The 19,395-nt window shown below is 69.1% G+C and carries 23 protein-coding genes; 12 read left to right on the top strand and 11 right to left on the bottom strand.

Annotation, left to right across the window (positions count from 1 at the left end):
* Nucleotides 1–26: 26 nt before the first annotated feature.
* Complete coding sequence (locus H7I41_RS03395; RefSeq protein ID WP_264011151.1) at nucleotides 27–581, bottom strand: CGNR zinc finger domain-containing protein; 555 nt, start codon at nucleotides 579–581, stop codon at nucleotides 27–29.
* Between the two features lie 76 nt (nucleotides 582–657).
* Between H7I41_RS03395 and H7I41_RS03390 the strand changes: the two genes are divergently transcribed.
* The 4 genes from H7I41_RS03390 (at nucleotide 658) to H7I41_RS03375 (ending at nucleotide 3,813) form a co-directional block, all read left to right on the top strand.
* A complete protein-coding gene (locus tag H7I41_RS03390; RefSeq protein ID WP_264011150.1) occupies nucleotides 658–1,704 on the top strand; it encodes an EamA family transporter in 1,047 nt (348 codons plus the stop codon).
* Nucleotides 1,705–1,727: 23 nt separating this feature from the next.
* Nucleotides 1,728–2,396 carry a cutinase family protein gene (locus H7I41_RS03385; protein ID WP_264011149.1) on the top strand — a complete coding sequence of 223 codons (669 nt, stop codon included), beginning with the start codon at nucleotides 1,728–1,730 and terminating at the stop codon, nucleotides 2,394–2,396.
* 96 nt (nucleotides 2,397–2,492) lie between these two features.
* Nucleotides 2,493–3,083: a cutinase family protein gene (locus tag H7I41_RS03380; protein ID WP_264011209.1), complete on the top strand. Its 591-nt coding sequence runs from the start codon at nucleotides 2,493–2,495 to the stop codon at nucleotides 3,081–3,083.
* A 40-nt stretch (nucleotides 3,084–3,123) separates the two neighbouring features.
* Entirely contained in the window at nucleotides 3,124–3,813 is a 690-nt protein-coding gene (locus H7I41_RS03375; protein WP_264011148.1) for a cutinase family protein, read from the top strand.
* 2 nt (nucleotides 3,814–3,815) lie between these two features.
* On the opposite strand, the gene truA is transcribed toward H7I41_RS03375, so the two are convergent.
* The 8 genes from truA to infA all read right to left on the bottom strand — a co-directional run bounded on the left by truA (nucleotide 3,816) and on the right by infA (nucleotide 8,475).
* The gene (gene truA, locus H7I41_RS03370; RefSeq protein ID WP_264011147.1) at nucleotides 3,816–4,679 is read right to left on the bottom strand and encodes a tRNA pseudouridine(38-40) synthase TruA; all 864 of its coding nucleotides are present in this window, start codon (nucleotides 4,677–4,679) and stop codon (nucleotides 3,816–3,818) included.
* Between the two features lie 13 nt (nucleotides 4,680–4,692).
* Nucleotides 4,693–5,301, bottom strand: a complete 609-nt coding sequence (gene rplQ, locus H7I41_RS03365; RefSeq protein WP_264011146.1) for a 50S ribosomal protein L17 — start codon at nucleotides 5,299–5,301, stop codon at nucleotides 4,693–4,695.
* Nucleotides 5,302–5,360: 59 nt separating this feature from the next.
* The gene (locus tag H7I41_RS03360) at nucleotides 5,361–6,413 is read right to left on the bottom strand and encodes a DNA-directed RNA polymerase subunit alpha (protein ID WP_264011145.1); all 1,053 of its coding nucleotides are present in this window, start codon (nucleotides 6,411–6,413) and stop codon (nucleotides 5,361–5,363) included.
* 81 nt (nucleotides 6,414–6,494) lie between these two features.
* Nucleotides 6,495–7,100 carry a 30S ribosomal protein S4 gene (rpsD, locus tag H7I41_RS03355; RefSeq protein WP_264011144.1) on the bottom strand — a complete coding sequence of 202 codons (606 nt, stop codon included), beginning with the start codon at nucleotides 7,098–7,100 and terminating at the stop codon, nucleotides 6,495–6,497.
* Between the two features lie 28 nt (nucleotides 7,101–7,128).
* On the bottom strand, nucleotides 7,129–7,545 hold the full coding sequence (rpsK, locus tag H7I41_RS03350) for a 30S ribosomal protein S11 (protein ID WP_264011143.1): 417 nt from the start codon (nucleotides 7,543–7,545) through the stop codon (nucleotides 7,129–7,131).
* Between the two features lie 6 nt (nucleotides 7,546–7,551).
* Nucleotides 7,552–7,926, bottom strand: coding sequence for a 30S ribosomal protein S13 (rpsM, locus tag H7I41_RS03345; RefSeq protein WP_264011142.1), 375 nt, complete (start codon nucleotides 7,924–7,926; stop codon nucleotides 7,552–7,554).
* Between the two features lie 184 nt (nucleotides 7,927–8,110).
* Nucleotides 8,111–8,224 (bottom strand): 50S ribosomal protein L36, encoded by a 114-nt coding sequence (gene rpmJ, locus H7I41_RS03340; protein WP_003879483.1) that lies wholly within the window; start codon nucleotides 8,222–8,224, stop codon nucleotides 8,111–8,113.
* 29 nt (nucleotides 8,225–8,253) lie between these two features.
* The gene (gene infA, locus H7I41_RS03335; protein ID WP_003418601.1) at nucleotides 8,254–8,475 is read right to left on the bottom strand and encodes a translation initiation factor IF-1; all 222 of its coding nucleotides are present in this window, start codon (nucleotides 8,473–8,475) and stop codon (nucleotides 8,254–8,256) included.
* A 317-nt stretch (nucleotides 8,476–8,792) separates the two neighbouring features.
* Between infA and H7I41_RS03330 the strand changes: the two genes are divergently transcribed.
* On the top strand, nucleotides 8,793–9,359 hold the full coding sequence (locus H7I41_RS03330) for an NfeD family membrane protein (RefSeq protein ID WP_372503655.1): 567 nt from the start codon (nucleotides 8,793–8,795) through the stop codon (nucleotides 9,357–9,359).
* Nucleotides 9,360–9,362: 3 nt separating this feature from the next.
* The gene (locus tag H7I41_RS03325; RefSeq protein ID WP_264011140.1) at nucleotides 9,363–10,847 is read left to right on the top strand and encodes a flotillin family protein; all 1,485 of its coding nucleotides are present in this window, start codon (nucleotides 9,363–9,365) and stop codon (nucleotides 10,845–10,847) included.
* Between the two features lie 5 nt (nucleotides 10,848–10,852).
* Here H7I41_RS03325 and H7I41_RS03320 read toward each other — a convergent pair whose 3' ends face one another.
* A complete protein-coding gene (locus H7I41_RS03320) occupies nucleotides 10,853–12,034 on the bottom strand; it encodes an alpha/beta hydrolase family protein (RefSeq protein WP_372503662.1) in 1,182 nt (393 codons plus the stop codon).
* A gap of 174 nt (nucleotides 12,035–12,208) precedes the next feature.
* Entirely contained in the window at nucleotides 12,209–12,676 is a 468-nt protein-coding gene (locus H7I41_RS03315; protein WP_264011138.1) for an SRPBCC family protein, read from the bottom strand.
* 54 nt (nucleotides 12,677–12,730) lie between these two features.
* Here H7I41_RS03315 and H7I41_RS03310 point away from each other — a divergent pair, with 54 nt between their 5' ends.
* Genes H7I41_RS03310 through H7I41_RS03285 form a run of 6 tightly spaced genes read left to right on the top strand, consistent with a single transcriptional unit; the run spans nucleotide 12,731 to nucleotide 19,394 of the window.
* The gene (locus H7I41_RS03310) at nucleotides 12,731–14,431 is read left to right on the top strand and encodes an NAD(P)/FAD-dependent oxidoreductase (RefSeq protein WP_264011137.1); all 1,701 of its coding nucleotides are present in this window, start codon (nucleotides 12,731–12,733) and stop codon (nucleotides 14,429–14,431) included.
* Nucleotides 14,432–14,443: 12 nt separating this feature from the next.
* On the top strand, nucleotides 14,444–15,949 hold the full coding sequence (locus tag H7I41_RS03305) for an ATP-binding protein (RefSeq protein WP_264011136.1): 1,506 nt from the start codon (nucleotides 14,444–14,446) through the stop codon (nucleotides 15,947–15,949).
* Between the two features lie 58 nt (nucleotides 15,950–16,007).
* Nucleotides 16,008–16,853 (top strand): LLM class F420-dependent oxidoreductase, encoded by an 846-nt coding sequence (locus H7I41_RS03300; protein WP_264011135.1) that lies wholly within the window; start codon nucleotides 16,008–16,010, stop codon nucleotides 16,851–16,853.
* 21 nt (nucleotides 16,854–16,874) lie between these two features.
* Nucleotides 16,875–17,741, top strand: a complete 867-nt coding sequence (locus H7I41_RS03295; RefSeq protein ID WP_264011134.1) for an LLM class F420-dependent oxidoreductase — start codon at nucleotides 16,875–16,877, stop codon at nucleotides 17,739–17,741.
* Nucleotides 17,742–17,790: 49 nt separating this feature from the next.
* Nucleotides 17,791–18,795 (top strand): dTDP-glucose 4,6-dehydratase, encoded by a 1,005-nt coding sequence (rfbB, locus tag H7I41_RS03290; protein WP_264011133.1) that lies wholly within the window; start codon nucleotides 17,791–17,793, stop codon nucleotides 18,793–18,795.
* Complete coding sequence (locus H7I41_RS03285) at nucleotides 18,792–19,394, top strand: dTDP-4-dehydrorhamnose 3,5-epimerase family protein (protein WP_264011132.1); 603 nt, start codon at nucleotides 18,792–18,794, stop codon at nucleotides 19,392–19,394. The genes rfbB and H7I41_RS03285 overlap by 4 nt, the downstream gene beginning before the upstream one ends.
* Nucleotide 19,395: the final 1 nt, after the last annotated feature.

Below are 19,395 nucleotides of genomic sequence, written 5' to 3'. Positions count from 1 at the left end.
GGCCGCCGGGCGCATCAAAGCCGGCGTCACGAGTCCTTGGCGCGCCGTTCGCGATACGCGGCCACGTGCTGGCGGTTGCCGCAGTTGCCGGTGTCGCAGAACATCCGGGACCGGTTGCGGGAGAGATCCACCAGCACCGCTTCGCAGTCGGGCGCCGCGCACACCTTGAGCCGTCGCAACTCGCCCCCGCGGATCAGGTCCGCGAGTGCCATCGCCATCTCCGCGCCCATCCGCTGCCACAGCGGGTCGTGCACCGATGCCAGGTGCAGGTGCCATTCCGGCATCTCGGGGTGGCGGGTGAGCCACGGCGCCGCTCGGGTGTCACTGAGGAGCGCGTTGACGTGACCGACCGTGCGTTCCTCGTCGTCGGCCACCGCCCAGATCGCGCCCAGCCGCTGTCGGAGCCGGTGCACGTCGGCCAGCTCGGCGGCGTCGCGGTCGCGCCTGCCGGTCCAGCCGAAGCCGTCGAGGTACTCGTCGAGTGCGGCCATGTCGGCGAGTTGTTCGCCGTCCACCCGGTCGGTGTTGATCAGCACACACGCCGCGCGCAGGGTGAGCTCGGTGTCATGAGTGAAAATCATTTGACTCATGACTCCCTCCGCAGTTAGCGTCATGACCAAAGCTCATTTTACTCCTTACATGAGGGGAGGTCGCCACATGGCGTCCACGCTGCGCCCGGCACCGGCCGTCCACGAGTTCCGGATGGGCCTGATGTTCGCCGTCGGGTCCGCTCTCGCGTTCGGCATGTCGGGCCCCCTCGGCAAATCGCTGATGGCAGCGGGCTGGAGCCCCACCGCGGCGGTCACCGCCCGGCTCGCCGGCGGCGCCCTGCTGATGGCACTGTTCGCCACCGCCGTGCGACCGGGCTGGATCCGCGAGGCGCTGACCCACCGCCGCACCGTCGTCGCCTACGGACTCGTGCCGATCGCCGGCGCGCAGCTGTTCTACTACAACGCCGTCAACCACCTGTCGGTCGGCGTGGCACTGCTGCTCGAGTACACCGCACCGGTCCTGGTGGTGGCCTGGCTCTGGATCAGCACCAGGCGGCGGCCCAGTTCGCTCACCCTCGCCGGCGCGGCGACCGCGGTCGTCGGAATCATGCTGGTGCTCGGGGTGGTCGGCGCCGGCGGACTGGCCGCAGCGCACATCAACCTCGTCGGCGTCGGCTGGGGTCTGGCCGCGGCGGTCTGCGCGGCTTGCTACTTCCTGATGTCGGACAAGGTCGGCGGGCAACGCCCCGACGGCTCTGCCGGGCTGCATCCGATCACCCTGGCCGCTGGTGGGCTGGCGGTGGGCGCCGCCACCACCGCCCTGCTCGGCCTGACCGGCGTGATGCCGATGACGTTCACCGCCCGAGACGCCGTCATCGCGGGATGGACCACGTCCTGGGTGGTGCCCGTGATCGCCCTCGGCCTCGTCCCCACCGCCGTGGCCTATTCGCTCGGCATCGTCGGCATCGCCCGGCTGCGCCCGCGGTTCGCCTCGCTGGTCGGGCTGTCCGAGGTGATGTTCGCCGTGCTCGCGGCCTGGCTGCTGCTCGGCGAGGCCATCAGCGCAACCCAGGCCCTCGGCGGTGCGGTGGTGCTGCTCGGCCTGGCCGTCGCACGGCTCGGCGACCGCAGCGACACCGCCGCGGCGCACGCCGCGGACTGGCCCGACACCGTCGGCGAGCTTCCTCACACGCAGTCCGTTGGCCGCAACTGACCCACCTGTGTGAGTATGACCCGGTGACGTTGCTTAGCTCCGCTTCCCGATTCGCCGCCGTCGTGGCCGCCGCGCTGTCGGCGGCCGCCCTCACCGTGGCCGGGCCGGCCCCCGTGGCCGCCGCCCAGGGTTGCTCCGACGTCGAGTTGATATTCGCCCGCGGCACCAGCGAACCGGGCGGCATCGGCCGGGTGGGCCAGGCGCTCGCCGACCAGATGCGGCCACTGCTCGGCGGTCGCACGCTGAGCACCTACGGCGTGAGCTATCCCGCCACCTACGACTTCCTCACCACGGCCGACGGCGCCAACGACGTCACCGCGCGGATCGCCTCGGTGTCGGGACAGTGCCCCTCGACCCGGTTCGTGCTGGGGGGCTACTCACAGGGGGCGGCGGTGATGGACATGCTGGCCGGCGTGCCGCCACTGGGCGACCGGATCGGTGCCATCGCCTCGGCGCCGCCGCTGCCGGGCGGCTACAACAGCAAGGTCGCCGCGGTCGCGGTGTTCGGTAACCCGTCGGCCAAGTTCGGCAGCCCGCTGTCGGCGCGGGGCACCTTCGCCGGCAAGAGCATCGACGCGTGCAGCGACGGCGACCCGATCTGCTCGGACGGCCGCAACCCGTTCGCGCACACCCGATACGAGGCCTCGCCCTTCGTCACCCAGGCCGCCACGTTCGCCGCGGGACTGATTTAGCAACTTCGCGCGTTACACTTCGGCGTGAGCTCTGATCTTGTTTCACGCCGGGTGCTGCGCCGGGCGATCATCGTCACCGCCGCCGTCCTCTCGGCCATGGCCGCCATCCTGGTGGGCGGACCGGCCACCGCAACGGCCCAGGACTGTCCCGACGTCGAGGTGGTGTTCGCCCGCGGCACCGACGAGGCGGCCGGCCTGGGCCGGGTCGGCAACGCGTTCGTCGAGTCGCTGCGCGGCCGGGTCGGCGACCGGTCCGTCGGCGCATATGCGGTGAACTATCCGGCAAGCTATGACTTCCTCGCAGCGGCCGCGGGCGCGAACGACGCCAGCGGCCACATCCAGTACATGGTCGCCAACTGCCCGAACACCCGTCTGGTGCTCGGCGGTTACTCCGAGGGCGCCGCCGTCATCGACGTCATCGCCGCAGTTCCGGTGCCCGCCATCGGCTTCAATTCTCCGCTACCGGCCAACGTGCCGGATCACGTTGCGGCCGTTGCGGTCTTCGGCAACCCGACGGCGAAACTGGGTCTTCCGCTCACCCGCAGCCCGGTCTACGGCGCCCGGGCGATCGACCTGTGCAACCCCGGCGACCCCGTCTGCACCGACGGCGAGAGCGTTGCCGCGCACCGCGACTACGCGGGTGCGGCGGCCGACCAGGCGGCGCGCTTCGCTGCCGGACTTCTCTAGCCCGGCCGCGCCGTCAATTTCTTTGGCTACTATCGGCTGGGTGAATGCTGTGAACACCTGGGCCCGCCGGTGCGGCCTGGCCGCCTCCGCTGTCCTCGTCGCCGCCGGTCTGCTGGTCGCGCCTGCCGCCGTCCCCGTCGACGGCGTCGCCGCCACGGCGTCGGCGCAGGCCTGCCCGCAGGTCGAGGTGATTTTCGCCCGCGGCCGGGTCGAGTCCCCTGGCGCAGGCCTCATCGGCAACAACTTCATCAGTGCACTGCGCAACAAGTCCGACCGGGACATCGACCTCTACGCGGTGAACTACCCCGCCGACACCCAGGTCGACATCGGCGCCAACGACATGAGCTCCCGCATCCAGGACATGGCGGGCCGATGCCCCGACACCCGGCTGGTGCTCGGCGGCTATTCGTTGGGGGCCGCGGTCACCGATATCGTGCTGGCTGCACCGATCGCCGCTTTCGGGTTCAAGAAGCCACTGCCCCCGGGCATGGACCAGAAGATCGCGGCCGTCGCGCTGTTCGGCAACGGCAGCGCGTGGGCCGGCCCGATCGGCGCGCTCAGCCCGCTCTACCGTGAGCGCACCATCGAGTTGTGCCACGGCGCCGACCCCATCTGCAACCCGGCCGACCCGAACACCTGGGAGAAGAACTGGGGTGACCACGCGGCCAGGGCCTACATCAACGCCGGCATGGTCAACCAGGCCGCCGACTTCGTCGCAGGCCGCATCTGACTTCAGTCGATCACGCGCAGCTCGCGGGTGACCGTGGTGCGGGCCGCCAGCTGATCGTCGGGCGGATAGTCCACACCGACCAGCGTGAGGCCGTGCGGCGGCGCGGCGGCGAAGTCGCTCGACCGCCGGGACGCCGTGAGCAGGCCCGCGCACCAGCCGGGGTCGCGCCGGCCCTCGCCCACGGCGAGTAGCGCGCCGACCAGCGAGCGCACCATCGACCAGCAGAAGGCGTCGGCGGTGACGTGCGCGGTGATCAGGTCACCGTCGCGCGACCAGTCCAGCCGCTGCAGATCGCGGATCGTGGTGGCGCCCTCGCGGTGCCGGCAGAAGGCGGCGAAGTCGTGCAGGCCGATCAACGGCCGGGAGGCGACCGCCATCGCGTCGACGTCGAGCGCACGCGGCCAGGCCGTCACGAACCGCGACAGCTGCGGCATCACGCCGTACCGGGCCGTCGACAGCCGGTAGGTGTAGTGCCTGCGCAGCGCCGAGAACCGGGCATCGAATCCAGCTGCGGCGCGGGCGATCCCGAGCACCCGGACGTCGTCGGGCAGGAACCGGCCCAGCCGGCGCACCAGCGGGCCGAACTCGGTCTCCCCCGGTGGGCTACGCCGCGGGTAGGCGTGCGACAGCGCGGCAGCGGGCACGTCGACGTGGCCGACCTGGCCGGTGGCGTGCACCCCGGTGTCGGTGCGGCCGGCGGCCCGCATCACCACCGGTGTGCGGAATACCGTGGACAACGCCTCGTCCAGCACACCGGCCACCGTGCGCTGGCCCGTCTGGGCCGCCCAGCCCGCGAACGCTGTGCCGTCGTAGGCGATCTCGAGCCGAAGACGAACAAGCCCGCCACCGGAGTCGATGGCGGGCATGTTCACAGCGTGACTACTTGGCGTCGTCAGCCTTGTCGGCGGTCGGGTCGTCGGTCTCCGTCGAGCGCGACGCCTCGGCGGCGGTGGTGTCCTCCGCCTCGGGCAGCGCGTCGGTGGCGGCGGTCTCCTCGGCAGAGGAGTCGTCGGCAACCGGGCCCTCGGTGGCCTCCGGCTCGACCGCGGCCTGCGGCGCCGCCGCGGCGGCTACCGGAGCGGCCTTGGAGCCGCCCGACCGGCGGGCCCGGTTGGCCTCCGAGGTGACCGTGGTCTCCCGCACCAGCTCGATGACGGCCATCGGGGCGTTGTCGCCCTTACGTGCCTCCACCTTGATGATCCGGGTGTAGCCACCGTTGCGGTCGGCGAAGAACGGGCCGATCTCGGCGAACAGCGAGTGCACCACGTCCTTGTCGCGGATCTTCTTCATCACCTCACGCCGGTTGTGCAGCGTGCCCTTCTTGGCATGGGTGATCAGCTTCTCCGCGTAGGGCCGCAATGCCCTCGCCTTGGGCTCGGTCGTCTTGATGCGGCCGTGCTCGAAGAGCGAGGTGGCCAGGTTGGCCAGCAGCGCCTTCTGGTGCGACGACGACCCGCCGAGGCGAGCGCCCTTCGTGGGCTTGGGCATGGCGACTATCTCCTAAATGGGGCCGGCCCCCGTATCAGGTAGGACCGGGACGGATGTTCTTAGAGCTGTTCGGTCTCGGCGAAGTCCTGGTCGGCGTCCAGGTCGTAACCTGCGTCGCTGTTCCAGGTGCCGGTCGCGGCGTCGTAACCGGCGACCTCGGAGGGATCGAACGTGGCAGGACTGTCCTTCAGCGAGAGACCCAGCTGGTGCAGCTTGATCTTCACCTCGTCGATGGACTTCTGGCCGAAGTTGCGGATGTCCAGCAGATCGGACTCCGTGCGGGCCACGAGCTCGCCCACCGTGTGCACACCCTCACGCTTGAGGCAGTTGTAGGACCGCACCGTCAGGTCGAGGTCATCGATCGGCAGCGCGAAGCTGGCGATGTGGTCGGCCTCGGCCGGCGACGGCCCGATCTCGATGCCCTCGGCCTCGACATTGAGTTCCCGTGCCAGACCGAACAACTCGACGAGGGTCTTGCCGGCCGAGGCCAGCGCGTCCCGCGGGGTGATCGAGTTCTTCGACTCGACGTCGAGGATCAGCTTGTCGAAGTCGGTGCGCTGCTCGACGCGGGTCGCCTCCACCTTGTAGGTGACCTTGAGCACCGGCGAGTAGATCGAGTCGACCGGGATGCGGCCGATCTCGGCGCCCGACGCCTTGTTCTGCACGGCGGGGACGTAGCCGCGCCCGCGCTCGACGACGAGCTCGACCTCGAGCTTGCCCTTGTCGTTGAGGGTGGCGATGTGCATGTCGGGGTTGTGCACCGTGACGCCGGCGGGCGGCACGATGTCACCCGCGGTGACCTCGCCCGGACCCTGCTTGCGCAGGTACATGGTCACCGGCTCGTCCTCCTCGGACGACACGACCAGGCCCTTGAGGTTCAGGATGATGTCGGTGACGTCTTCCTTGACCCCCGGCACGGTGGTGAACTCGTGCAGCACACCGTCGATGCGGATGCTGGTGACCGCGGCGCCCGGGATGGACGACAGCAGGGTTCGCCGGAGCGAGTTGCCCAGCGTGTAGCCGAAGCCCGGCTCCAGCGGCTCGATGACGAACCGCGACCGGTTCTCGGCAACCGTCTCTTCGGACAGTGTGGGGCGCTGAGAAATCAGCATGGTGTTTCTATCTCCTTCTCGGCATCCGCTATTTGATGCCGGTCAGTGAACTGCGACGCCCGGGATCGGGCGCGCAGGGTGTTACTTCGAGTAGAACTCGACGATGAGCTGCTCGGCGAGCGGCACGTCGATCTGCGCGCGCTCCGGCAACTGGTGCACCAGGATGCGCTGACGCTCGCCGACGACCTGCAGCCACGACGGGATCGGACGGTCACCCGCGGTCTCCCGCGCGATCACGAACGGATCGGTGTTCACCGACTTGTCCTTGACGTCGATGATGTCGTACTGCGACACCCGGTAGCTCGGGATGTCGACCTTGACACCGTTGACGGTGAAGTGGCCGTGGCTGACCAGCTGACGCGCCATGCGGCGGGTCCGGGCGAGCCCGGCGCGGTACACGACGTTGTCGAGCCGGCTCTCCAGGATCTGGAGCAGGTTCTCGCCGGTCTTGCCCGCGACGCGGTTGGCCTCTTCGTAGTAACGGCGGAACTGCTTCTCCATCACGCCGTAGGTGAAGCGGGCCTTCTGCTTCTCCTGCAGCTGCTGGCGGTACTCGCTCTCCTTGATCCGCGCGCGGCCGTGCTGGCCGGGCGGGTAGGGGCGCTTCTCGAAGGACTGATCTCCACCGACCAGGTCGACGCCGAGACGGCGGGACTTGCGGGTGGCGGGTCCGGTATAACGAGCCATTGGTCTTCCTCTTCCTTCCCGAGCCCGACTAGACCCTGCGCCGCTTGGGCGGACGGCAACCGTTGTGCGGCTGCGGCGTGACATCGGAAATGGCACCGACCTCGAGGCCGGCGGCCTGCAGCGATCGGATGGCGGTCTCGCGGCCCGAACCCGGACCCTTGACGAACACGTCGACCTTCTTCACACCGTGCTCCTGCGCCTTGCGGGCCGCGTTCTCGGCGGCCAGCTGAGCGGCGAACGGCGTCGACTTACGCGACCCCTTGAAGCCGACGTGACCCGAGGACGCCCAGGCGATGACGTTGCCCTGGGGATCGGTGATCGACACGATGGTGTTGTTGAACGTGCTCTTGATGTGCGCGGCGCCGTGCGGGACGTTCTTCTTTTCCCGGCGGCGGGTCTTCTGGCCCTTCTTGGGACCGGCCGCGGCCTTCTTCGCAGGTGGCATCTGGGGTTACCTGGCCTTCTTCTTGCCGGCGATGGTGCGCTTGGGGCCCTTGCGGGTACGCGCGTTGGTCTTGGTCCGCTGGCCGCGCACCGGCAGGCCACGGCGGTGCCGCAGGCCCTGGTAGCAGCCGATCTCGATCTTGCGGCGGATGTCTGCCTGAACCTCGCGGCGCAGGTCGCCCTCCACCTTGATGTTGGCTTCGATGTAGTCGCGCAGCTGGGTGACCTGGTCGTCGGTCAGGTCCTTGGTGCGGTGGTCGCGGTCGATACCAGTGGCCGACAGGATCTCCTGCGACTTGGTACGGCCGATGCCGTAGATGTAAGTGAGTGCGATCTCCATGCGCTTGTCGCGTGGCAGATCGACGCCCATCAATCGGGCCATGGGTGTGCCATTCCTTCTCTTTGCGGAGGTCTTTTCCCAGCCCGTTCCCTGCTACTGCCGATGTATCGACGGTGTAGTCGGGGTCCGGCCTCCGACCGGACGTGATCGAGCGGCGTATCCGCTCGGTGGTGCTGGGAGGTCAGCATTCAGTTGTGAGGTACTGCGGCGCAGCCGCCGGGGCGGATCAGCCCTGGCGCTGCTTGTGTCGCGGATCGGAGCAGATCACCATGACCCGCCCATGCCGGCGGATCACCCTGCACTTATCGCAAATGGGCTTGACGCTCGGGTTCACCTTCACGGCTTATCGATCCTTCTTCTGTCTCGGGCTTACTTGTAGCGGTAAACGATGCGGCCCCGGGACAGGTCGTAGGGAGACAGCTCCACCACGACGCGGTCCTCGGGCAGGATGCGGATGTAGTGCTGCCGCATCTTGCCGCTGATGTGGGCGAGCACCTTGTGTCCGTTCTCCAGCTCAATGCGGAACATCGCATTGGGCAGGGGTTCGACCACGCGGCCCTCGACCTCTATGGCACCGTCTTTCTTGGCCATGAGTTCTCGGAAGTCCTCCGTGTCCTGTCTTGGTATTGGCGCCGTTCGGCGCAGCAATCGAATCGACTACAACGTGAGCCAGTAGTCGGATATTCCAAACCAGGGGCACGCAAGAGTCGGCGCGGCTGCCGCACCGTTGGTCAATACTACCCGCTCGGCCGCCCGCCCCAAAATCGTCCGACCAGCGGCGCAGCCGTACCTCGTGTGCGGTCGCCGCCGCCGACCGGCCGGTGCGGGGACCAAGCGTGCGCCGTCGCGACGCGAGCGTACGTGGTTAGCCGCAATTGATGCGCGAGACGCGTCCGCGGGCACCGAGAATGGACCATGATCACCCTGTTGCCGTACCCGCCCGCCCGGAGGATCCCGTGACCGCTGTGTACCTCGCGGCGTTCGTCGTCGGGGCCGTCGCGGTGCTGTCGGCGCTGCTGTTCGCCGAGGTGGGCAGCGGCGACGGTATGCCGTTCCTCAGCCTGACCGGGCTGTCGGCGGCGGTGCTCGGCGCCGGCGCGGGTGGGCTGATCGGCGAATGGGCCGGCCTGCCCGGGTTCGGCTCCGCGCTGGTCGCCGGCGGCGCCGCCATCGTCCTCGTTTCGCTGCTGCAGGGCGTGCTGCTGCCCTACCTCCGCCGCCAGGAGGCCAACTCCCACCGCGGCCGCTCCTCCTACATCGGCCTGCTCGGCACCGTCACCCTCGAGGTGCCGCCCGAAGGCTGGGGCGAGGTGTCGTTCGTCGACGTCGACGGAAACCGGGTGCGATCCAAGGCCCGCAGCGACGAGCCGGCGGCACTGCCCAAGTCCACCCAGGTCTACATCGCCGACGTCGACGCCGACTACGTCCACGTCGTCGCCGTCCCCGATCTCGACCATCCGTCCGAAAGGTTCTGACCCATGTCCGTGCTGATGATCGTGATCGTCGCGGTGATCGCGGCGCTGCTGCTGTTCGTCGCGCTCCCGCTGATCTACGTGAAGAACTACATCAAGGTGCCGCCCAACGAGGTGGCCGTCTTCACCGGCCGCGGCACCCCGAAGGTGGTCCGCGGCGGCGCCAGATTCCGCGTGCCGGGGATCGAACGGGTCGACATCATGAGCCTCGAACCGTTCAACGTCAGCATCAACCTGCAGAACGCGCTGTCCAACAACGGCGTCCCGGTCAACGTCGAGGCGGTCGGGTTGGTCCGCATCGGCTCGTCGGAGGAGGCCGTGCAGACGGCGGTGCAGCGCTTCCTCACCTCGGACCTCAACGAGCTGCAGCGGCAGATCAACGAGATCCTGGCGGGCAGCCTGCGCGGCATCACCGCGACGATGACCGTCGAGGACCTCAACTCAAACCGCGACACCCTGGCGCGCAGCGTGGTCGACGAAGCCGGCGGTGACCTCGCCCGCATCGGCATGGAGGTCGACGTCCTCAAGATCGCCGGCATCTCCGACCGCAACGCCTACCTGGAATCCCTCGGCCAGCGCCGTATCGCCGAGGTCAAGCGCGACGCCGCCATCGGCACCGCCGAGGCAGAGCGCGACGCGCAGATCCAGTCGGCCAAGGCCCGCCAGGCCGGTTCGGTCGCCCAAGCCGAGGCCGACACCGCGATCGCGTCCGCCAATCAGAAGCGCGACGTCGAACTGGCCCGCCTGCGCGCCCAGACCGAGGCCGAGAACGCCCAGGCCGACATGGCGGGGCCGCTGGCGAACGCACGCGCCCAGAAGGACGTCGGCATCGCCACCGAGCAGGCGGAGGCCGCCCGCGTGGAGGCCCGCATCGAGGTGGAGCAACGTCGCGCCGAGCAGGCCAAGGCGGCGCTGCAGGCCGACGTCATCGCGCCGGCGGAGGCGCAGCGGGCGGCCGACATCGCCCGCGCCGAAGGCCAGCGCCAGTCGACGATCCTGGGTGCCGAAGCCCAGGCCGAGGCCGCGGTGCGCGCCGGGCAGGCCGAGGCCGACGCCCGCAAGGCGGCGGCCGACGCGCTGCGGGTCGAGCAACTCGCCGAGGCGGCGGGCATCGAGGCCAAGCTGGTGGCCGAGGCGACCGGTAAGAAGGAGATCGCCGCCGCACTGAACAACTACAGCGCCGACGCCGCCCGGCTGCTGATGCTGCCCGACGTGCTCGCGTCGGTCGTCAAGGCGACCGAGGCCGCAGCTCTGCCACTGGCCTCGGTCGACCGGTTGTCGATCATCGGCGGTTCGTCGGACACCCAGGACGCGGTGGGTGGGCTGCTCGGCGTCAGCCCGCTGGCCGTCGCGAAGATCGTCGAGTCGCTCAAGTCGTCGGGGATCGACGTGGCCGCGATGCTGAACCGCGCCGGGTCGACGGACATGGCCGGCTCCGACGGCCAACCGGCGCAGCCGAACTCGCATCCGGTCGCGCCGCCGGCGTCTTGACCTGCTCAGCCGGTCAGCGCGCCGGACGGTTCCGCAGCGCCCGGCGGAAGGGCTGAGACCAGGCCGGACTGCGTGAGCGCGTCGGTGACGAAGCGCTGCACCGGCCGGGACCGGAAGAACCCGGCGTGCCCGCCCCGATACCACTCGATGTCCGGGCGTCCCCAGTGCTCCCACAGGCGACCGACCTGCTTGCGCGGGTGGACGACCTGATCGGCGAGGCCGGCGTAGATGAACCGGCCTCTCATCGGCACCCTCGGTTCCATGGCCAGCGGCGAGATCATCCGGCCGAGCGGGGTGGCGAGTTCGATGGTCCGGCGGCGGGGATCGTCGCGGCGCAGTCCCGAGTGGCGGCCCAACAGTTCGACGAGGTCCGCGACGGGCACGCCGAGGACTGCGCACAGGAGGTCGTCGTCGAGGCTGGCGACCAGCGCGGAGATGAAGCCGCCCAACGACATTCCATACACACCGATCGGCGCGTCCGGCTGTTCCCGCCGGATCCACGACAGCAGGCTGCGGACGTCGTGAACGGCGTGGGCGGTCGCGTGGACGTCGTCGAGCACGTCCTCGCCCGGGAACACCGCGCCTTTCGGCAGCCCCGCCGCCCGGGGACCGTGCATCGGAAGCACCGGCAACATGACGTTGAGGCCGAGCGTCTCGTGTAGGTACCAGGCCCGGAACAGCGCCAGATCGATTGCGGCACGGCCCATCTCGGTTCCATGGACGCACATCAGCCACGGCCGCGGATCAGGGTGCCGCAGCATCAACCCGTAACCGCGCGACATCGCCCGATAACCCAGCCAGCGATCGCCGCCGGGCTCGCCGGGCAGCGGACGATACCCACTCTGCCAACGCAACCGCGAATAGGAGCGGTTGCGCCGCCGCACGGGACTGACCTCCACGTCGGTCAGCGGCTCGGGTGCAGCGAAGTACCGCTGCGGCTCGTCGAGCAGCCCGCGCTCACCGTAGAACTCGAGTGCCTCCTCGACTTCGCCGTTGATGCGCTCGAATCCGCGCGCACCACTGACGGGCCTGCGTGCCCGCAGCCCCAGCAGGACCACCTCGTCGCGGAACGCCTCAGCGGCGAGCGCGACGGTCGGACGTGCGATCGGCATCTGGTCCGGCCCGTCACCGAGATAGTCGCGCCAGGACTTCGCGTAGTAGCCGCCCGTGCGGGTCAGCGGCGCCAGCACGGTGCGCAGCGGCCCCGATCCGGGCAGTCGCTCCACGACAGAGCGGCCCGACTCCCGTCCGGCCTCATCGTCGTTGCGTGATCCCATGCGTTAGAAGGTAGCCACGCAGCCCCGAAGTATCCGGGAGGCCTTGCTCACAAGCGCGGCGGACCATGACGTGGCTCTCGATCCTCAATCCTCGGCGGTCTGCTTGATCGCGGCCAGCGTCGCGGGGATACCACTCTTCGCCGCCTCGCTGCGCTTGGCGATCTCCGCCTCCGCCGCCTCGCCGTACCGCTCGTGGAAGCCTGCGATGCCCTTGGGCAGGAAGACCCATGACTGGGTCAGCCGCGTGCCCGCCTGACCGTCCTCGGCGGCCATCGTGAAGCCCCAGCGCACCCAGCCACCGTTCACCTCCCAGGCGAATTCGCGGCCCGGATCGGCGGCCACCACCTGGCTGCGCGTCTCCCAGGTCCGTTCCGGAGTGATGTTGCGGCCGACGAACCACGCCCCCACCTCCGGCCCGCCGCCGTCCTCCCACCAGCACGCCTTGCACACCGGACTCCACTCCCCCATCCGGGTGATGTCGGAGACCAGCGCGTAGACCTGCTCGGGCGGAAGCGCGACGCGGATCGCCTCAGAGAATTCGAGATCGGTCACGCTGTGAGCGTACGACCCGATACCCACTGGACGACCGGCGCATAATTACCGGTGATGACGCGTCCTGATCACCAGACCCGAAAACCTGCGATCCTCACGGTCGACGACGACCCGGCGGTGTCCCGCGCGGTCGCACGTGACCTGCGCCGCCACTACGGCGAGCGGTACCGCATCCTGCGGGCCGAATCGGGCGCCGATGCGCTGGCCACCCTCAAGGAACTCAAACTGCGCGGCGACACCGTCGCGGTGCTCGTCGCCGACTACCGGATGCCGCAGATGAGCGGCATCGAGTTCCTCGAGAAGGCGATGGAGTTCTTCCCGCTCGCCCGCCGGGTGCTGCTGACGGCCTACGCCGACACCCACGCCGCGATCGACGCGATCAACGTCGTCGACCTGGACCACTACCTGCTCAAGCCGTGGGACCCGCCGGAGGAGAAGCTCTACCCGGTGCTCGACGGCCTGCTCGAGGAGTGGCGCGCCGTGGGCGACCGGGCGATGCCGTACACCAAGGTCATCGGGCACCGGTACAACGAGCGGTCCTGGCAGGTGCGGCAGTTCCTGGCCCGCAACGAGTACTCGTTCCGCGCCGTCAACGCCGAGGACGACAAGGGCAGGCAGCTGCTCGACGCCGCCGGCGTCGACGGCAGCCGGCTGCCGGTCGTGATCACCGAGAAGGGTGAGACGCTCGTCGAGCCGACCGACGCCGAACTGGCCACCCTGCTCGGCCTGTCGACCAGCCCGCAGCTGGACATGTACGACCTCGCGGTGATCGGCGGCGGTCCTGCCGGCCTGGCGGCCGCGGTGTACGGCGCGTCCGAGGGCCTGCGGACGGTGCTCATCGAGAGGTCGTCGACGGGTGGGCAGGCGGGCCGCAGCTCCAAGATCGAGAACTACCTCGGCTTCGAGAACGGCGTCTCGGGCGCCAACCTCACCACGACGGCGCGCAGGCAGGCCGAGCGCTTCGGCGCCGAGGTCATCACCACCCAGGAGGCGGGCAGGCTCGAGGTCAACGGCATCGGCGCCGCCCATTCGATCCGCCTGCCGGACAGCACCATCGGCGCGCGCGCCGTCATCCTCGCCACCGGCGTCGAGTACCGCCAGCTGCAGATCAACGGCTGCTGGGACGATCCCGACGACCCGGACTGCAACTACATCGGCCGCGGCGTCTACTACGGGGCCTCGGTGTCGGACAACAGCGAGTGCCAGGGCGAGGACGTCTACATCGTGGGCGGCGCCAACTCGGCCGGTCAGGCCGCGATGTACATGTCCGAGACCGCCAAGACGGTCACGATGCTGATCCGGGGTCCGTCGCTGGAGGCGGGCATGTCGCAGTACCTCGTCGACCGGATCCTCAAGAAGGAGAACATCCGGGTCCGGACCTGCACCGAGGTCAAGGACACCCTGGCCGAGGACGGCCACCTGTCGGGTCTCGTCCTGATCGACAGGCAGTCGGGCGAGACCGAGACGGTGTCCTGCGACCGGATGTGCTGCTTCATCGGCGCGACGCCGCGCACCGACTGGCTGGAGGAAGCGGGAATAGCCCGCGACGATCACGGTTTCATCCTGTCGGGACCAGATGTGACCAAGGTCAGCGGATGGATGCTCGAGCGTCCGCCCCACCACCTGGAAACAAGTGTCCCCGGAGTGTTCGTTGCAGGAGACGTGCGTTCCGAATCCGCCAAGCGCGTGGCGGCGGCCGTCGGCGAGGGTTCGATGGCTGTGATGCTGGTGCACCGGTACCTGGCGGAAGCCTAGGAAGGACGTCCCATGGGCTCGCAGAACGGTGAGGAGTGCGTGCGCGAGGAACTCCGCACGCTGTTCCTCTTCGAGGACCTCTCCGACGCGCAGCTGGACATCCTCTGCGAGGCCGGCCACATCGAGACCTTCCCCGCCGGGCCGATAAGCACCGAGGGCGAACCCGCCACCTGCTTCTACGTGATGATCGACGGCGAGCTGATCATGTCGAAGCGCTCGGGCGGAGTCGACATCCAGACCAACCGGACCTCCCAGCGCGGCGTGTACTTCGGCGCATGGTCGGCCTACATCCCCGGCGAGGAGCAGAGCTACCAGGCCTCGGTGCGGCTGACCAAGCCGTCGCGCTGCTTCGTGCTGGACTCGAACGACTTCGCCAAGTTCATGCAGACGCAGTTCCCGATGGCGGTGCACCTGCTCGAGGGGCACCTCGTCGGTGGCAGGCGGCAGAGCCAGATCATCGGGCAGCGCGAGAAGCTGCTGGCGCTGGGCACCATCACCGCGGGCCTGACGCATCAGCTCAACAATCCGGCGGCCGCCACGGCGCGGGCCGTCTCCGACCTGCGGGAGACGGTCGGCAAGATGCGGCACAAGCTCTCGATGCTCGCCGACGGCAAGTTCTCCCCCGAGGCACTGCGCGTGCTGGTCCGGATCCAGGACGACGTCGCCGAGCAGGTGGCCAAGAACCGGGGCGTCGAACTGTCGGCGCTCGAGGCGTCCGACCGGGAGGACGCGATCGGTGACTGGCTCGAGAGCCACGACATCGTCGGCGCCTGGGACTACGCACCGACATTCGTCGAGGCCGGTCTCGACACCGACTGGCTGGAGAAGGTGCTCACCTCGGTGGACGAGGTCGACGCCACCGCGTCGCTGCAGGCCGCGGTCGGGTGGCTGAAGTACACCATCGACAACGAACTGCGCATGAACGAGATCGCCGAGGCCAGCAAGCGCATCTCGGCGCTGCTCGCCGGGGCCAAGCAGTACTCGCAGATGGACCGCGGCTCGTACCAGAGCGCCGACGTGCACGAGTTGCTTCGCAGCACGATCATGATGTTCGGCGAGAAGATCGGCCATCAGGGCAAGGGCAGGCCCATCACGATCGTCAAGGAGATGGACAAGACGCTGCCCGAATTGCAGTGCTACCCGGGCGATCTGAACCAGGTGTGGACCAACATCATCGACAACGCGATCCAGGCGATGGACGGGCACGGCACCCTGACCATCCGGACCAGCCGCGAGAGCGAGCAGATGATCCGGGTCGAGATCTGCGACGACGGCCCCGGCATCCCCGAGGACATCGTCGACCGCATCTTCACCCCGTTCTTCACCACGAAACCGTTCGGCGAGGGCACCGGGCTCGGCCTGGACCTGGCGTGGCGCATCGTGGTGGAGAAGCACGCAGGGAACCTCTCGGTGCAGTCCCGCCCCGGAGACACCCGGTTCATCGTGTGCCTGCCGCTGGTGGCGCCGCCGCCGGTGACGCCGACGCCCGGTGAACTGTCCGCCGCCGGCACCGAATGATTCCGCTCGACCTGAGCGGAACGGAATAGCTCTCGACCGGCCGGAGGTTGTCGCCACCATGACCAAACCTGACATGGGCCGTTACGGCGTCATGGGGCTCTACACCCAGTTCGCACAGCTGTCTCCCGCACAGCTGCGGGAGATCGAGGCGCTCGGCTACGGCGCCATCTGGGCGGGCGGTTCCCCGCCTGCCGCCCTCGAGTGGATCGACCCCATCCTCGGCGCCACCGAGAAGCTGCAGCTCGCCACCGCCATCGTCAACGTGTGGAGCGCCGAGCCCGGCCCGGTCAGCGAGTCGTTCCACCGCATCGAGGCCGCCTACCCGGGCCGGTTCCTGCTCGGCATCGGCGTCGGCCACCCCGAAGCCGACTCGGAGTACAAGAAGCCGCTGGTCGCACTGAACGACTACCTCGACAAGCTCGACGAATACGGCGTCCCGAAGGACCGCCGGGTGGTCGCCGCGCTCGGCCCGAAGGTGCTCGAACTTTCGGCGCACCGGTCGGCGGGTGCCCACCCGTATCTGACCACCCCCGAGCACACCGCCACGGCCCGCGAGGTGATCGGCGCCGACGCATTCCTCGCGCCCGAGCACAAGGCGGTGCTGACCACCGATCCGGAACGCGCCCGCGCCGTCGGCCGCAAAGCCCTCGAGATCTACCTCGACCTGCAGAATTACCTGAACAACTGGCGGCGTCTCGGGTTCGATGATCAAGATCTGGCAAAACCGGGTAGTGACCGTCTGGTGGACGCCGTCGTCGCCTACGGAACACCGGTGGAGATCGCCGCGCGACTCGCGCAGCACATCGCCGCCGGCGCCGACCACGTGCCGGTGCAGGTGCTGACCGGACCTGACAAGCTGGTGCCCGCACTGGCCGACCTGGCTGGGCCGCTCGGCCTGCAGTGAACCTGAAGGGACTCGAATCGTATGAGTGAGGCTTCGACCAGCGAGGGCGTGTCGCTCAAGCCCGGACTGGGCCGCTACGGCGTCTGGACCGGCGGGGCGCCGGCACCCGAACAGGCCGCGGAGATCGAGAAGCTCGGCTACGGGGCGCTGTGGGTGGGCGCATCACCCGCGGCCGACCTGTCGTTCGTCGAGCCCATCCTCGAGCAGACCGAGACACTGCAGGTCGCGACGGGCATCGTCAACGTCTGGGCGTCGTCCGCCGAGGAGGTCGCGGAGTCCTATCACCGCATCGAGGACGCGTACCCGAACCGGTTCCTGCTCGGCGTCGGCATCGGCCATCCCGAGCACACCGATGAGTACCGCAAGCCCTACGACGTGCTTGTCGAGTACCTCGACAAGCTCGACGCCGCCAAGGTGCCGACGAGCCGCCGCGTGATCGCCGCGCTCGGCCCGAAGGTGCTCGAGCTGTCGGCGCGGCGCAGCGCGGGAGCGCATCCGTATCTGACGACGCCCGAGCACACCGGCCAGGCCCGTAATCTGATCGGCCCGACGGTCTTCCTCGCACCCGAGCACAAGGTGGTGCTGGAGACCGATGCCGACGAGGCTCGCGACGTCGGCCGTCAGACGGTTGAGTTCTATCTCGACCTGCGCAACTACGTCAACAACTGGAAGCGGCTCGGCTTCACCGACGACGACGTCACCAAACCGGGCAGCGACAAGCTGATCGACGCGGTGGTCGCGTACGGCACGGCGGAGGAGATCGCCGCCCGCCTGAACCAGCATCTCGATGCGGGCGCCGACCATGTGACGATCCAGGTGCTCGGCGGCAAGGACGCGCTCATCCCGACGCTGACCGAGCTCGCAGGCCCCCTCGGCCTCAAGGGCTGACCCGCGCGCGGGGTGAGCGTGCGCCGCGGCGCCCGATAGGGTCGAGCCCATGCGACTGCTGGTCACCGGCGGTGCCGGGTTCATCGGCGCGAATTTCGTCCACCGCGCGGTCGGCGAGAAGGCCGCGTCGGTCACCGTGCTCGACGCGTTCACCTATGCCGGCAGCCGTGAGTCGCTCACCCCGGTGCAGGGCGCGATAGACCTCGTCGAGGGCGACATCACCGACGGCGCCCTGATGGACCGGCTCGTCGCCGGCGCCGACACCGTCGTGCACTTCGCGGCCGAGACCCATGTCGACAACGCACTCGCGGATCCCGAGCCGTTCCTGCACACCAACGTCATCGGCACCTACACCGTGCTCGAGGCGGTGCGCCGCCACCAAGCGCACCGGGAAGTCCGGCTGCACCACGTCTCCACGGACGAGGTGTACGGCGACCTGCCGCTGTATCAGCCGCGACGATTCACCGAGGCGACCCCCTACAACCCGTCGAGCCCGTACTCGTCGACCAAGGCGGCCGCCGACATGCTGGTGCGGGCCTGGGTGCGGTCGTACGGGATCCGCGCGACGATCTCCAACTGCTCCAACAACTACGGGCCGTACCAGCACGTCGAGAAGTTCATCCCGCGCCAGATCACCAACATCCTCACCGGGCGGCGCCCCAAGCTCTACGGCAGCGGCGCCAACGTCCGCGACTGGATCCATGTCGACGACCACAACAGTGCGGTGTGGCGCATCCTCGAACGCGGCGAGATCGGCCGCACCTATCTGATCGGCGCCGAGGGTGAGCGCGACAACCTGTCGGTGCTGCGCACACTGCTGGCGATCATGGGTCGCGATCCCGACGATTTCGACCACGTCACCGACCGGGCCGGCCACGACCTCCGCTACGCGATCGACCCCTCCGCGCTCCACGACGAGCTGGGATGGGCCCCGAAACACACCGACTTCGCCGAGGGCCTGCGCTCCACTGTCGAGTGGTACCGCGACAACGAAGCCTGGTGGCGGCCGCTCAAAGACGCAGTCGAGGCCCGGTACGAGGAGCGCGGACAGTGACCGTCCGCGAGCTGACGGTGCCTGGCGCCTGGGAGATCACACCGACCGTGCACACGGACAGTCGTGGGGTGTTCTTCGAGTGGTTCACCGACCGCGGCTTCCGGGGGTTCGCCGGACACGGGTTCGACCTCGCCCAGGCCAACTGCTCGGTGTCGGCAGCCGGCGTGGTGCGCGGTGTGCACTTCTCCGAGCTGCCGCCGAGCCAGGCCAAGTACGTCACCTGTCTGCACGGCGCGGTGCTCGACGTCGTCGTCGACATCCGGGTTGGCTCACCGACATTCGGTCAGTGGGACTCCGTGCTGCTCGATGACCGCGACCGCCGGTCGGTGTACCTGTCGGAGGGCCTCGGCCACGCCTTCCTGTCGCTGCGCGACGGATCGACGGTGATGTACCTGTGTTCGACGGCCTACGCCCCCGACCGTGAGCACACCATCGACCCGCGCGACCCCGAGCTCGGCATCGACTGGGGCTATGACGGCGAGCTGGTGCTGTCGGATCGCGACGCGGCGGCGCCGCCGCTCGCCGAGGTCCAGGCCGCCGGGCTGCTGCCGGCCTGGGCGGACACCGAGGCGTTCGTCGAGGAGCTGCGCAGGCGTTGAC

Source organism: [Mycobacterium] manitobense (assembly GCF_025821665.1).
Classification (GTDB): domain Bacteria; phylum Actinomycetota; class Actinomycetes; order Mycobacteriales; family Mycobacteriaceae; genus Mycobacterium; species Mycobacterium arseniciresistens.
Note: the sequence above shows the minus strand (reverse complement) of the source record. Positions and strands in the feature narration are given on the sequence as shown.